Genomic DNA, 14,081 nt, shown 5'->3' with positions numbered 1-14,081 from the left:
AAATTCACATCTTGGGAGAAGGTTTATATTGGTTTTATGACAATCGTTCTATCGTGCAAAATGGTATTATATATTTTGTGTGGATTACTGGATGAGCTAAAACCCTAATCTGATATTGTCATATTCAGGTGAATTCTTGTCTCTAAGATATACGATAAAAACAGGTTTCCGACTTCAGTCAAAATATGGTCTTCTATGCTGGTCATTACATTGTATTTGTCGCAAAATTATAAATTATTTGCGACAACATTATGCTTTATGCAAAACAAAAGAGGGTACTTAACATTACCCTCCCAACGAGCTTAATAGCCATTTACCTCCCTAATTCTGCGTAAACAATGCGTAAACAAACGGTTTCAGTTAGGGGTATTTAGTGAGTTTCATAGGAGATAGTAAAAATCGTAACTATCTGATAATTAATTAAGATTAGCAAATCGAACTATCACAGAAAATCATCTTATCGTTCTCATAATCTGGAGGTCCCAGGTTCAAGCCCTGGATGGCCCACTGAAGAAAAGCAGTTACAGATGTTGTAACTGCTTTTTTCATACCTTCTGCTAACCCATGCAAGCACCGATTGAATTTTGTTTTGTGTTTCGCCTGTTGGTTGACGCTCGGCGCTATACAGAGCCCCGGCGGCAGGGCAATGGTGTATCACCGCTGCCATGCTGCACAGTGAAATCCTGACGGCCGACCGGGGGAACTTGGAAGAGGGCTGGCCGATGGAATACTAAGGCGGGAGCACTCTTGCCTCGTTGCAAGCCCCGGGTCGTCCATTCCCTTATGTAATGTGGCAGACGCCGGGCTTTGGCGAGACCTGGCATAGAACATGATGGATGGGGGAGTTTACGGCAAACGCCCCCATCCTTAAAAGATCTATTGCGTGCAGACCGGTCAAGCCTGCATGTGCTTCGCCAGGCGTGCCCGATGCCGGCGGCGTGGCCGCCGGGCGTGCGCCATTGCGGGTGGGCTACAGGGCCAGCGTGGTTGGCTTGCCTTTCTTCAGCCTGACGTTTTTCACGTGCTTCCCGTAGATGGTGACAGACACTTTCTGCGTGTCATCCGCCCGGAGCGTGACGGTAGTCTTGTTGCCGTCCCATCTGAGTTCCTCCATTATTATGCCGCCACGCAGGGCCATGCCCTTTATGCTGCCCCGACGCCACGACGAGGGCTTGGCCGGGAAGATGTCGATGCGGCCCGGCTCGCTGTAGCACAGCATCTTCATCACGAGAGAGGGGTAGCCGCCCGATATGTCGCAGTTGAATATGTTGTGCGGGTCGTGGGTTGAGAACATGTTGTCGAGGAAATAGTTGTCTCCAAGCCATCCCAGCATCTCCTCGCAGCGGTCGGCCTGTCCGAGGGCGGCGGCGAAGGCCAGCTGGCAGATGCCGAACGCCATGACCCCGGTGTTCTCCTTGCGGCGGAAGTCCATGCGTCGGTCGATGGCCTTGAGCGCGCCCTGCCTCAACTCGCGCGTCTGCATGATCTCCGGGTCGTGCAGGTCGTAGAGCCCTATCAGGTGTGAGGCGTGGCGGTGCTCATGGTTGTCTTCCATGTCGGCCCAGAGCCATTCGCGAAACTCCCCGTCGGCGTTGTTGCCGTAGGCCGGCATCTTGTCGAGCATGGCCTGCCATGCCGGTATCCGGTCGCTGTTTGCGCCGAGCGTCCGGCTGGCCTCTATGACGGCCCTCAGCAGGGCCTTGATGGCAGCGATGTCCATCGTGGCATTGATGCATGCCTGCATCTTGTAGTTCTTAGGGTGGTTCTCCGGCGAGTACGACGGGTTGACGATGTACTTGCCGTCGGCCCCCTCCGTGAGGAAGTCTTCGAAGAACGCCACCGACTCTTCCATGAACGGCAGCGTGCGCCGCCGCAGGAACTCACGGTTGCGGGTGTATAGGTAATAGTCCCAGTAGAACATTGAGTACCACGGCGCTCCTGCCACCCAGAAGGTCATGGGCCATGTCTTGTCGAACTGGCAGTCGAGGCCGTGGGTGTAGAAGTGTGATGGTATGTGGATGCCTCGGCAGTTGAACAGCACGCGGGCGTTGGTGCGGAAGTCGTCCATGTGGGCCTCAAGCTGGTTGAAGAGCGAGAGCATCAGCTCCGGCGTGTTGGCCTGCAGCATGTGGGATATGGCCACGGGCAGGTTGCCGTTGGCGGTGAAGTCGCCCGCCCAGTTGGGCGTCATCTTTGCTCCCCAGATGCCTTGCAGGCAGGGGGCGTGCAGCCCTGTGGCAGAGAGCACGTTGTAGCGTGCCGCGTTGAACAGCCGCTCTATGAGGGCGAGGCTGCGTCCTCCCTTGGCCAGCAGTTGCTCGCTGCTGAGGCTGCGGTCTGCGGCCGACGCGCCAAGGTCTATCTTGACTCGGTCGTAAAGGGGCTGGTGCCTGGCCACGTGCCTTTCGAGCAGGAGGCCGTAGCCGCCGAGCGAGTCGAGCGACGCCGCCATGGCTTTGTGGGCCGGCTTTGAGAAATCGCGGGTCGGTTCCACGCGCGCAAGGAGCAGCACCTCGGTGGCACCCGTTATTTCCAAGCCGCCGGCGCCGGGGCGCACGCTGCCGTCGCACCCGGCTATGCGCACGGCGGCCTCGTAGCCCTCGTAGCCTTTCTGACCGCTGACGGGGTGCACGGTCTGCGTGTCATATTTGGCGCGGTAGTATAGCAGCCGGCCGCCCTGGCCCGCGAGCGACGTCTCTATGCGGTCGTTGTCGTTCATCTTGAACTTCTTTCGCCGTCCGGGGTCGCTGGCCGTGATGCGCTCGAGCGACAGGCGGGTGTCGAGTTTGCCCGAGAGGGCCCGCAGGCGCATCACCACCACGTTGTCGGCGCGCGAGACAAACGTCTCGCGTACATAGCTGCCGCGGCCGTCCTGCCATTCTATGCGGCAAATGCCCGTGCGGAAATCCACGCTCCGCCTGTAGTTGCGCGTGGGCGACACCGAGTCGGTCGAGATGGCGAGGCGGCACGCCGGGACAAAGAGGTCGCTGTTGTGCTTGCCCACATAGCCCTCTTCTGTGGCAATGTCGACAAGCAGCTGCGAGGCCTCCCCAAACCTGCCGCCCAGCATCATCTGCCGTATCTCGTCGAGGTGCTTGCCCTGCGACGGTGGCATCATGATTGGGTTGATGGGCAGGAAGAGCAGCGAGTGGTTGAGCACCACATGCTCCCGGTACGGGTTGCCCTCGACCATGGCTCCCATGATGCCGTTGCCCGTTACGAGCGACTCCTCCCAGCGCCCGGCAGGCCGCTGGGACCAGAACGACGTGGGCGACTGTGCGTGTGACATGGAAGGAAAGAGTGAAGATTGTAAAGCGATGAGTGTTGATATGAGTAACCGTTGCATTGTTATTTGAATTTGATGTAGTCTATGTCCATTAAGTTGTCAGGGTGAGAGCCGAAGAAGCGCAGCACCACGTTGTGCGTGCCTTTCTCATCTGATTACTTTTTTGCCGTTTACAATTACAATGCCCTTGGTGTCGGGCGATACTCGCCGGCCCGCCAGGTCGTAGTGTTGAGGTTCCGTAGCGCCGTTTGGCTGTGAGATTGCCGGCGGCATCATGGCGTTGGTGCCGCCCTCGGCATTAATCCCTAAGGCCACGTTGGCAAGCCCTATGCCCTTGCCCGGGGCGTAGTTGTACAGGTAGAAGCGCAGCGTCGACATGCCAGCTGTGTGCTCGCGTTTCACTTCCGACAGTTCTATCGTGTGCTTCTTGTACTCCTCCGAGTTGTCGTTGCGCACAGGCTTGATGCCTTTGGCAAGCGTTGTCTCGGTGCCGTTCCCGTCAATCCACGCAATGTCGATGGCCGTGCCACCGGTGCCGATGCGTATGGCGTCGAACGTGATGTTAGACAGCACTATGCTTGCCCCGTCGCCCGGTTTCACCCCATAGTCGACATACGCAGCGTCGCTGGGCGTCTTGCTCTCTTCTGTGGGTGTGAATGTGGTGAACGTGATGTCGTTGTATGTAGTTGTCTTGCTGCTGTATTCCAAGCCTTCGCCCTTTGTGTAGGTGGCCTCTGCCACGTTGCCGTTGCCCGATATGCTGGCCGTCTGCGTGTCGCTGTTGCTGCCCATGGGCCATGCCACCGAGTCGGTGGTGGAGTAGTCGTATGTGGTGTATGGCTCGCCCGGCACTCCCATCAGCCCGGCGCCCTCGTATTGGCCCTCGGTGATGTCGGCCACGAGGCTGGCCAGATATACGTCAAGCATGGTGTAGCCGTCGTTGCCGCGGCGGTTGCCGTCGTCGGCGTTGTCGGGGTCGAGCCCGTGCTCCTGCTCCCACGCGTCAGGCATTCCGTCGCCATCGGTGTCTTGCGGCGCCTCGGCCTGTGCCAGCTCGGGCCATGGACTCCAGTCGTCGGCGGCATCGTCGGGCCTAAGGTCTTCCACCGTGTCTATCAGTCCGGGCAGCCCTCCCTTCGAGCCCCTGAAGAGGGCCGTGCCCGTGGCAGCCTCCTCGATGATGCGTGCGTCGTACGAGTCGCGGCTCTTGCTGCACCCCACATACCGCAACACCTTGTCGTAGGCCATGTCGGCCGTGTGCTGGTGGAACTCGGGTATCTGCCCCATGGCGGTGTCGCTCTTCAGGTCGGCGGCCGTCACCATGCCGTTTTCCATGCTGCTGTTGCCTTTGAAGGAAACGCCAAGCCAGTTGTCGGCCGTCACGTTGCTGTTGCCAGTCACCACATTGCCGTCAAGGTAGTATTTGCTCCAGATGGCCGTCACGCCATCGCTGTGGGTGGCATAGCCCGGGGCGATGAGCTTGTTGCGGCACGATGCCGTCTCGGTGGCCGGCCCCCACTTGTAATAGTTGTTCACGAGGTTTATGTGCATGCCCTCGGCGCCGTAGCACCCGTTGCCGGCATAGTTGTAGTTCACGCAGTTGCGCATGTCAACCATGTGCAGGTCGGGCCGGTCGTTGTGGTCGCCAGTGCCGAAGCGTGGCGTGCGCGAGCCGTGGTGCGCCAGCATGTTGTGGTAGAACGACGCGCCCAGTCCGCCCCATATGGCTCCATAGACGTGGGTGCCCTGCTCGTCGGAGTCGTCGAGGGTGGTCACGTAGTACACCGTGCCGCCGCGGCCGCCCTGCGTGTAGCGTCCGTAGCCGTCGGCTCCCGGGAATGCGGGCACCTGTGCCGAGGAATTGATGTTGAAGAAAGAAGAAAGTACGGCCAGCACCGCGGCCGCCTTTCTGATGCAGGTTGCTTCCATTGCAGTTGATTATGATTTGGTTTTTGTGCAATGTTAGGCAAAACCCGGCACGCAGGGGTGGAAAATAGCAACAGAAAAGGTGGAAAATGATTACTTTCCATCCTTTTCGCGCTGATTTTCCACATATTGCGTAGGTGTCATGCCTTTAGTCTTCTTGAACACCTTCGCAAAATATTTGGGGTCGTTGAACCCCGTCTGCCACGCAACCTCCTTGACCCTTCTCTCGCCGGCGTCAAAGAGTTGGCAGGCGCGCTCCATCCTCCTCCGTTGCAGCAGGGCGGCAGGCGTGGCGCCCAGTGTCTCGCTGCAGCGCTGGAACAGCATGTTGCGCGTCATGTTCATGCTCGAGGCTATGCTGTCGATGTCGGCATCGGCGTCGGCGATGACAGAGTTGAGCACGCTGTTCAACCGGTCCACGAACGCCGTGTCTGCACCCACGACCTCGGGCTTGCCCGGTGCCACGCCATACCGCTGCGGGGCGGCCTTGGCCTTCTTGCGCCTCTTGCAGGCCAGGGCTGCGCCAAGGGCGGTGGCCACGGCTATGGCGCCATGCCATGGCTTGGTGCCCCCGCCATCATCCCTTGCCTCGACATACCGGTCGATGGCTTTGACGTCTACCTCCATCATGCCGGGGATGGCGCCCACATACAGCAGGCTGTCTTGGAAGATGCAGCATTGCGACTCGCTGAAGGTCAGATTCTCGCCGAAGTCGGCCGCGCCAAACACATCGAGCCTGTCTTCGCCGAAGGAGTAGCGCATCAGCTTGTCGTCGGTGACCATCCACAGTGAGCTGTCGGGGCCCCATGCCATGTTCAGCGCATAGCTGTCGATGGCGCGCAAGGCCTTCGGCAGCCCGAGGCTCTTGCCGTGGCTTTGGCGCATCATACCGTGCCCGTTTGTCGACAGGAGAATGGTGCCGTCGGGCAGCTCGGCGGCGCAGATCACGTTGTGCCTCTCGCTCGGCCGGCTGACAACGCCCAGCCCGGGCGTGCATATCCAGAAGCCGCGCGACGTGCAGACGGCTATGTTGCCGTTGCGCAGCAGGCTGAGCGAGTGCACCAGGGCGCTGTCGGCCGCGTGGGCCTTCACCCGGGGCCTCTGCCTGTCGGCAATGTCCAGGGCCCAGAGCCCGTTGTCGCGTGTGCCCACGTAGAGCGTGGTGCCTACCCGCAGCAGTGTGAAGACCCGGCTCAGCGGGGCCATGCCTGTCTCCGTGTGGTAGGTTACGTCGCCGTCGGGCGCCACGTGGCACAGGCCCGACGCGCGCAGGCCGGCCCACAGGCCTCCCCGCAGGTCGGCCGCTATGCCATACACGTCGTCGTTGAGCCTGAGCGGCGCCTCGGTGAGCCCGTATAGCATGCTGTCCTTGCCGCCCGCCACCAGCCGTCCCCGGCTGTCGGTGGCAATGGCTCGCACCGTGGCCCGGAACGGCATGGCGGCCTTGCCGTCCCAGAAGCCCGCATAGCAGAACGGTGATGGCGTGAACGTAAGGTGGTATACGGCATTGTTGAAGTTGAGTCATACGCCGCCGCGCGAGTCTTCGTAATGCACCCTGAGGCGATGGCCCTCGTTAGACGTCTTGCCGAAGGGAATGCGGTAGCAGGCGCCGCGGCGTTCGATGGCAAGCCCGTCGTCGTCGACAGCATAGCGGCAGGTCTCATCCCTGGCGGCAGGCCTGTCGGGCGCAGAGCGGCATTCAGACACCGTGAGGCTCTTGGTGTCGAGCGTCATTCGCTTGCCGTCCTCGTTGACGTAGGTCACGTTGCCGTCGGGGGTGGGCCTGAGGTCTTTTACCCTGCCTATGCGCAGTCCGTTGCGGTCTGAGCGTATGCCCTCCGTCTTGCCGTTGCCACAGCGCATCAGCCCGTTCCAGGTGCCTATCCACACCTGCCCGTCGGGCGTCTCGCAGATGCTGTTCACGTGGCTGTGGGTCAAGCCGTCGGCGCTGGTGATGCGCCTGGCGTGCATCCGGTCGCGCGCAACCGACAGGCATGCCTGCATGACGATGATGCAAAATATGATTGATGTCCTTGCAAACATACTTCTTTACGTATTAAAACCGTTGGTGCAGCAAGCCAATGGCTCCGCCATGCCTTCCGTCGGTGGCGTCGGGGTTGGCGCCCGCTGCGGGCGGCCGCCCAAGGCGTTGGCCTGCGGCCTGGGCTTCGCCGCGTGGCGTAAAGTCAGGGCGGGGGATGTGCTTCCGCTTCATTTTCCTTTTGTACGGGCTGCGGCCAATGCTTTGCCCGCTGTGCTTGCCATTGCATTGTGCCAGTGGCAAAATTACTGATTATTTGTGACAATCCCAATGCATGGCTTAAAAAATAATGAGGCATTGTTTGGCATTGTCGTGTTTCATGGCCTGCCATGTGCCTTCATCCTCTTGCGTCCGCTTTGTCTCGGCGTAGTCTGCTACGCCTTTTGCAAAGTCTGCGGCAAGTCAGCATTTGCCCGCGTCCAGCGTGCGCACATAAAGGGCTGGGGCCAGCGCGGCGGCCATGACCACCCATTTCAGCGATATGCCGCCATTACCAGCAGGCCGTAGCGCTCTGCTATGTGGTGCGGGTGCCACGGCGTGCCACCCTTGCGCTCGGCGATGTACGGCACGGCCAGCTCCACCATGGCGGCCACGACGAACACCGCCGTCTGTGCCGCGCCCCCTGAAAACAGAGTGGCAGACCAAAGCGCCTGCGCCAGGGCGGTGCCCACGGCATACCTTATGCAAGTGGCCCGGCCGGCCTCGTGTTGCCGGGCGGCGCGCAGCCATTGCGTCACCATGGCGAGCCTCATTATGACGAAGCTGATGAAAGCCGTGGTGAGGTCGGGGGTGTGCAGGAATATGTCGCCTATGCCGGCAGCCAGGATCATGGCGCCAAGCATCTGTACGGCGGTGGTGATGCGGTAGGGCGCGTCGTCGGTGTCGTAGGCCGAGGCAAACCAGCTGAAGTTCATCCATCCGATGAACACACACCAGAAGGCCATCATGTAGCGCACCGCCCCTGTGGCATACATGCCTTCGGCAAGCATGTGGTGAAGCCCGCCGGCGGCCTGTGCCACGGCCACCACGATGATGAGGTCGAAGAGTAGTTCAAGTGTGGTGGACGTGCGATGCCTTTCGTTGATGTCGCGTCCTTCCATTCTGCGTATGGACAAAGTTGTCGAATGTTTGGTTGAGGTAATGAATAGTTCTTTTGCCGTGTAGATACCGCGTCTGCCATGCCTTTGGGCGTCGGCAGGCGCTTGCGGCCGTTCCGCCGTTGCGCGTTGCGGATGCGGCCGTAAAATTACGCAAAATAATCTTGTTGTACAAATTGTTCATCCTATATTTTGCATCATATTGGGATGCTGGATGCTGGATGCTGGATGCGGAATGCGGGAGTGCAGGAGTGTAGACATTTGCATCGGGAGTGCGGGAGGGCTGGATGCGGAATGCAGGATGCAGGAGTGCAGACATTAGCTTTTGGCTTATGGCTTATGGCCGCAACTATCAGCCCGCACGGCTTTCACCCTTAACACTTCATCCTTCATCCTTAACTATTCCCCCTTCCTTCTCCTATATGTAAGACGTCTTGTTTGCTTTGATTGTATTGTCTGTTTGGTTAACAAATATTAACGGGGGTAAATATGCCTTATTAATCTATAAATTTGTCAGGACGAGATGTTTTGACGATGTGTTGGGCTTGTTGCCCGGCGGGTGGCGTTCAGTTGCGCTTCATTCATTGCTTTGGTATGCTGAGTTGCTTGCCCTAAAGCCGTTGTTCCCATTCGGCCATGTCGTTGCAGAGCGTTCAGTCGGGTTTAGTGTTCACTTCATTATCATAATTCATTAAAAAAACAGTGTAGGCAATGATGAAACAAAACATTCCTAGATTCCGCAGCACTTTAGTTTAAATTTCTTTATAAGTACCTGAGCAACTTTTTGTTGCTCAGGATTTTGCCATGTCAGATTTTTCACTTACCTTAGTGCTGCAAATCAAGAGAAGCAAAATCATCAATGCCATGGCAAAAGTACAACAAAGATCTGAGAAAATCACTGCTTTTGGCGGAATATTTTTCGTTTTGGACAAATTTGACTCTATTCTGTCCTCTGTGATAGACTCACACTTAGGACTTCGCAGCACTCTGATTGGCTATCAGTACAGCGAGATTATACGTGCGATCTTTTCCGTGTTCTGCTGTGGCGGCGACTGCATGGAAGACCTCAACCTATATCTGAAGGACGTGCTTACCGAGCGTCCGCATACACGTGTTCCAAGTGCAGACACGGTGCTGCGCGGCATAGAAGAACTGGCAACGGAGAACATATCATACACGGTAGAAAAGACTGGCAACGTCTATGATTTCAACACGGCTGAGAAACTGAACCAACTGCTCATCAAGCTGTTGCTGGCCACAGGTCAGCTCGCGGAGGGAGGCGAGTACGACGTGGACTTCGACCACCAGTTCCTTGAGGCGGACAAGTATGACAGCAAGCGGACCTACAAGGGCTTTGACGGCTACAGCCCCGGCGTGTTCACCATCGGCGGGCTGATTGCCTATCTTGAGAACCGTGACGGCAAAGCGAACGTGCGCTTCATGCAGGCAGAGACTCACCGGCGTTTCTTCGAGATGATGAGGTCGTTCGGCATTCATGTCAGGAGCTTCCGTGCTGACTGCGGCTCCTATAGCGAAGACATTGTGAAGATGGTCATGGAGCATACTGACAAGTTCTACATCCGTGCCGAGCGGTATGCAGGTCTGTACGAGAAGGTGAAGCGGCAGACAGGCTGGACTACGGTGGAGATAGGATTCCAGCAGTACGACGTGCAGTCGTTCCCCTTCGAGAGTTTCGAGGACGCAAAGCATTGCCGCCTCGTCGTGCAGCGGCAGCGTAAGCAGAATGGCGAGCAACTTGACCTCTTCGACGGTGAGTATACATACCGCTGCATACTGACCAACGACTGGGACATGACCGACGAGGAGATCATACAACACTACAACAAGCGGGGCTCAGCAGAACAGGTATTTGACCGCCAGAACAACGATTTCGGATGGGCACATCTGCCAAAGTCGTTTATGAACCAGAACACCGTGTTCCTGCTCCTAACCGCCATGGCGGCAAACTTCTACCGATACATCGTGGCATTGCCGCTTATGGCTGTCCTCTTTGGAATCAAGGCCACAGACAGAGTCAAGAGTTTTCTGTTCAGATTCATCGCCGTCCCTGCCAAGTGGATTAAAACGGCAAGACAATACAAACTCAACATCTACTCAGAAAAGCCATACGACTTGATTTGGGAGCACGGATAGATTAACACTCTTCGTTGATGCTTAGGTCAACGCCTCTCGACCTTACGGGGTAAGGGGAAGGTGTCTGCATACAAGTCATGTCAAGAGCTTCTAAGCCCAGAGTCAGACAGAATCGTCATAAGCAAGGACTAAATCAGACAATCGAAAAATTATCTGCGGATTTTAGGTTATAGTTAATTCCTTTATATATTTTTCTCATTTACCAACATGTAATAAAGCAGTGCCCAGTCCTGGTCGTTGGCGTATGCATCGGCATAATGGGCTGGCTCATCGTTGACACGGCGAGGGAAGACGAAAGCACAGGTGGCACTACCGTCCTCACGGAAGAGCGAGAGGTTACCACGCACAATATTCTCGGCACGCTGTTGATAGTCCTGAATGCCCGTAGCCTTGGCATAGTAGTGATAGGCGGCAGCGGTGATACAGCTCCAATATTGGGGATAGACATCGCCGTAGGTCTGACGCTTGCCGAACCAATATCCGTCCCAGTGACGGATGGCTATCTCGTGCTGATGGTAGTTGGGCTGCCGTGCGCTGAGTGCTCCAAGTGCAGGCATCATACCTTGTGCTGCCTTGAGATATTTCTGTTCTTTTGTCGCTAAATATACTTCGCATAGGAACTGCACAGCAGGAGCGATGATACTTTGCTCGTAGTTTACCTCGAAGCTTGGGAAGTTCAGACCGTTCTTTACGAAAATATCCGCTGTGGCTTTGAAGTCCTGAAGAAGCATGTCGCGTTCGAAAGTCAGTCCCGTCTGTTGCAATGCCTGCAGACCTGTCGTTACGGGATAGTCGATGCAATAGAAGCCATATCCGAACTGACGATAGAGCGACTGCAAGGTAGCATAGCCGTCACGTGCATACTGCGCCTCGCCAGTCAGCATAGCCATGCGGAAATAGAAGTCAGCTACCCAGGCATAGTTGTAGCCTCGGTTCTTGCCGCCATTGACGTTTGATTTTGTCCGATAGTCGGGATATTGCAGCCGCTCGCGTACGAACTTAGCATAGCGTTCCAAGGCAGATAGCAATTTCTCATTTCTACTTTCTTCTTTTTCAATTAGGCCGTATGCCGCAAGCGCTATACCTATTCCCAAGCGTTCACGACCTTCACTGAGGTCGCTGCGTCCCTGGTCGTTGGTCAGTATCGAGTCACCCTCATTGTCGAAAATCATAAAGGCTCCGTAGCGAGAGTCTGATTTGTCCTGCATCTGCTGTCGTTCGAGGATGAAGCGAATGCGCTTCTCAATCAACTTTTGTTCGTCACTGATGCCTAACAGAAGGGCGTGAGTACCTTTGTATTCAATATCTATGTCGCCCGTTGCCGTTATCTTCCGTCTGACCGTCTTCGTACCTCTACTGGTGGCGAAATCGACCTTGGCTGTCTCGCCTACGGCATAGACATATTTCTCGCTCCTGACCACCGTGCCGCCTCGTCTGAGCAGTTGCTGGTCGAAGTCGCCGCCCTGATGGGTAAAGATGCGCCACGTCAGGCGGTAGCTCTGGCCGGGCTTCAGCATCATGTCAGGCGGACAAAGGGCAAGGACGCCACGGAAGTTTGACATACCCTTCTTTTGTCCGCGCTCCCATACGTCATAGTCGGTAATTTCGCCCTCGGTGACCATCAGTCCAAGGTGCGGGCCCACACCGTTCATCCGCAAAGCGTTTACCCATGCACCGCGTCCGTTGGCATTGATATGTGCGTTGCAGCGTTGCGTCATGCAGGTCTTGGCATCGGGATAGTTGTCGTTAAACGGCGTGTAGATGCCGACGTTCTTCAGCGACACCTTGCGCTTCGACGTGTTTGTGAAGGTATATGTCTCGACGATGTCGCTGCCGTCCTGCCGACGTTCTGTATTGACGGCAATTTCTCCGTCGGCTTCATAGTAGGTCTTGCCCCACTGGTACTGACTGGTGACCCACGGATACTGCGTTCCGTCGGTAGCAAGTGTCCACGTCATCGGGTCGCCCTCTATGGTGATGCTGCCATCAGAATAGCATACGCGCTGTGCTGCTATTATCTGGCAGCACAAGAGGCAGAAAAGAAAGAATACAAATTTCTTCATCGTTAGTATTTCCTAGATTCCGCAGCACTTTAGTTTAAATTTCTTTATAAGTACCTGAGCAACTTTTTGTTGCTCAGGATTTTGCCATGTCAGATTTTTCACTTACCTTAGTGCTGCAAATCAAGAGAAGCAAAATCATCAATGCCATGGCAAAAGTACAACAAAGATCTGAGAAAATCACTGCTTTTGGCGGAATATTTTTCGTTTTGGACAAATTTGACTCTATTCTGTCTTCTGTGATAGACTCACACTTAGGACTTCGCAGCACTCTGATTGGCTATCAGTACAGCGAGATTATACGTGCGATCTTTTCCGTGTTCTGCTGTGGCGGCGACTGCATGGAAGACCTCAACCTATATCTGAAGGACGTGCTTACCGAGCGTCCGCATACACGTGTTCCAAGTGCAGACACGGTGCTGCGCGGCATAGAAGAACTGGCAACGGAGAACATATCATACACGGTAGAAAAGACGGGCAACGTCTATGATTTCAACACGGCTGAGAAACTGAACCAACTGCTCATCAAGCTGTTGCTGGCCACAGGTCAGCTCGCGGAGGGAGGCGAGTACGACGTGGACTTCGACCACCAGTTCCTTGAGGCGGACAAGTATGACAGCAAGCGGACCTACAAGGGCTTTGACGGCTACAGCCCCGGCGTGTTCACCATCGGCGGGCTGATTGCCTATCTTGAGAACCGTGACGGCAAAGCGAACGTGCGCTTCATGCAGGCAGAGACTCACCGGCGTTTCTTCGAGATGATGAGGTCGTTCGGCATTCATGTCAGGAGCTTCCGTGCTGACTGCGGCTCCTATAGCGAAGACATTGTGAAGATGGTCATGGAGCATACTGACAAGTTCTACATCCGTGCCGAGCGGTATGCAGGTCTGTACGAGAAGGTGAAGCGGCAGACAGGCTGGACTACGGTGGAGATAGGATTCCAGCAGTACGACGTGCAGTCGTTCCCCTTCGAGAGTTTCGAGGACGCAAAGCATTGCCGCCTCGTCGTGCAGCGGCAGCGTAAGCAGAATGGCGAGCAACTTGACCTCTTCGACGGTGAGTATACATACCGCTGCATACTGACCAACGACTGGGACATGACCGACGAGGAGATCATACAACACTACAACAAGCGGGGCTCAGCAGAACAGGTATTTGACCGCCAGAACAACGATTTCGGATGGGCACATCTGCCAAAGTCGTTTATGAACCAGAACACCGTGTTCCTGCTCCTAACCGCCATGGCGGCAAACTTCTACCGATACATCGTGGCATTGCCGCTTATGGCTGTCCTCTTTGGAATCAAGGCCACAGACAGAGTCAAGAGTTTTCTGTTCAGATTCATCGCCGTCCCTGCCAAGTGGATCAGAACGGCACGACAATACAAACTCAACATCTACTCCAACAAACCATACAACATAATTTGGGAGCACGGATAGATTAACACTCTTCATTGATGCTTAGGTCAAAGCCTCTCGACCTTACGGGGTAAGGGGAAGGTGTCTGCATACAAGTCA

Annotated in this window: 8 protein-coding genes; 2 read left to right on the top strand and 6 right to left on the bottom strand. The window is 56.0% G+C overall.

Going from position 1 to position 14,081, the window contains the following annotated elements:
- Window positions 1-970: 970 nt before the first annotated feature.
- The 5 genes from H6B30_RS00040 to H6B30_RS00020 all read right to left on the bottom strand — a co-directional run bounded on the left by H6B30_RS00040 (window position 971) and on the right by H6B30_RS00020 (window position 8,368).
- Complete coding sequence (locus tag H6B30_RS00040) at window positions 971-3,346, bottom strand: glycosyl hydrolase family 95 catalytic domain-containing protein (RefSeq protein WP_205106663.1); 2,376 nt, start codon at window positions 3,344-3,346, stop codon at window positions 971-973.
- An 87-nt stretch (window positions 3,347-3,433) separates the two neighbouring features.
- On the bottom strand, window positions 3,434-5,215 hold the full coding sequence (locus H6B30_RS00035) for a thrombospondin type 3 repeat-containing protein (RefSeq protein WP_205106660.1): 1,782 nt from the start codon (window positions 5,213-5,215) through the stop codon (window positions 3,434-3,436).
- A 90-nt stretch (window positions 5,216-5,305) separates the two neighbouring features.
- On the bottom strand, window positions 5,306-6,649 hold the full coding sequence (locus H6B30_RS00030) for an AraC family transcriptional regulator (protein ID WP_205106658.1): 1,344 nt from the start codon (window positions 6,647-6,649) through the stop codon (window positions 5,306-5,308).
- Between the two features lie 84 nt (window positions 6,650-6,733).
- Complete coding sequence (locus H6B30_RS00025) at window positions 6,734-7,255, bottom strand: two-component regulator propeller domain-containing protein (RefSeq protein WP_205106656.1); 522 nt, start codon at window positions 7,253-7,255, stop codon at window positions 6,734-6,736.
- Between the two features lie 471 nt (window positions 7,256-7,726).
- On the bottom strand, window positions 7,727-8,368 hold the full coding sequence (locus tag H6B30_RS00020; protein WP_205106654.1) for a low temperature requirement protein A: 642 nt from the start codon (window positions 8,366-8,368) through the stop codon (window positions 7,727-7,729).
- An 846-nt stretch (window positions 8,369-9,214) separates the two neighbouring features.
- Between H6B30_RS00020 and H6B30_RS00015 the strand changes: the two genes are divergently transcribed.
- A complete protein-coding gene (locus tag H6B30_RS00015) occupies window positions 9,215-10,504 on the top strand; it encodes an IS1380 family transposase (RefSeq protein ID WP_205106652.1) in 1,290 nt (429 codons plus the stop codon).
- A 182-nt stretch (window positions 10,505-10,686) separates the two neighbouring features.
- Here H6B30_RS00015 and H6B30_RS00010 read toward each other — a convergent pair whose 3' ends face one another.
- Complete coding sequence (locus tag H6B30_RS00010) at window positions 10,687-12,567, bottom strand: six-hairpin glycosidase (protein ID WP_205106650.1); 1,881 nt, start codon at window positions 12,565-12,567, stop codon at window positions 10,687-10,689.
- A gap of 146 nt (window positions 12,568-12,713) precedes the next feature.
- Between H6B30_RS00010 and H6B30_RS00005 the strand changes: the two genes are divergently transcribed.
- Window positions 12,714-14,003, top strand: a complete 1,290-nt coding sequence (locus H6B30_RS00005; RefSeq protein ID WP_205106648.1) for an IS1380 family transposase — start codon at window positions 12,714-12,716, stop codon at window positions 14,001-14,003.
- Window positions 14,004-14,081 lie beyond the last annotated feature (78 nt).

Origin of the sequence: Marseilla massiliensis (genome assembly GCF_016899955.1) — a bacterium.
In the GTDB taxonomy this organism is placed as follows: domain Bacteria; phylum Bacteroidota; class Bacteroidia; order Bacteroidales; family Bacteroidaceae; genus Prevotella; species Prevotella intestinigallinarum.
Note: the sequence above shows the minus strand (reverse complement) of the source record. Positions and strands in the feature narration are given on the sequence as shown.

Bases quoted from the DNA above. Each gene is read 5' to 3' on its own strand.
- H6B30_RS00015 (WP_205106652.1), top strand. From the start codon at position 9,215: ATGGCAAAAGTACAACAAAGATCTGAGAAAATCACTGCTTTTGGCGGA.
- H6B30_RS00035 (WP_205106660.1), bottom strand. From the start codon at position 5,215: ATGGAAGCAACCTGCATCAGAAAGGCGGCCGCGGTGCTGGCCGTACTT.
- H6B30_RS00025 (WP_205106656.1), bottom strand. From the start codon at position 7,255: ATGTTTGCAAGGACATCAATCATATTTTGCATCATCGTCATGCAGGCA.
- H6B30_RS00040 (WP_205106663.1), bottom strand. From the start codon at position 3,346: ATGCAACGGTTACTCATATCAACACTCATCGCTTTACAATCTTCACTC.
- H6B30_RS00010 (WP_205106650.1), bottom strand. From the start codon at position 12,567: ATGAAGAAATTTGTATTCTTTCTTTTCTGCCTCTTGTGCTGCCAGATA.
- H6B30_RS00030 (WP_205106658.1), bottom strand. From the start codon at position 6,649: ATGCCGTTCCGGGCCACGGTGCGAGCCATTGCCACCGACAGCCGGGGA.
- H6B30_RS00005 (WP_205106648.1), top strand. From the start codon at position 12,714: ATGGCAAAAGTACAACAAAGATCTGAGAAAATCACTGCTTTTGGCGGA.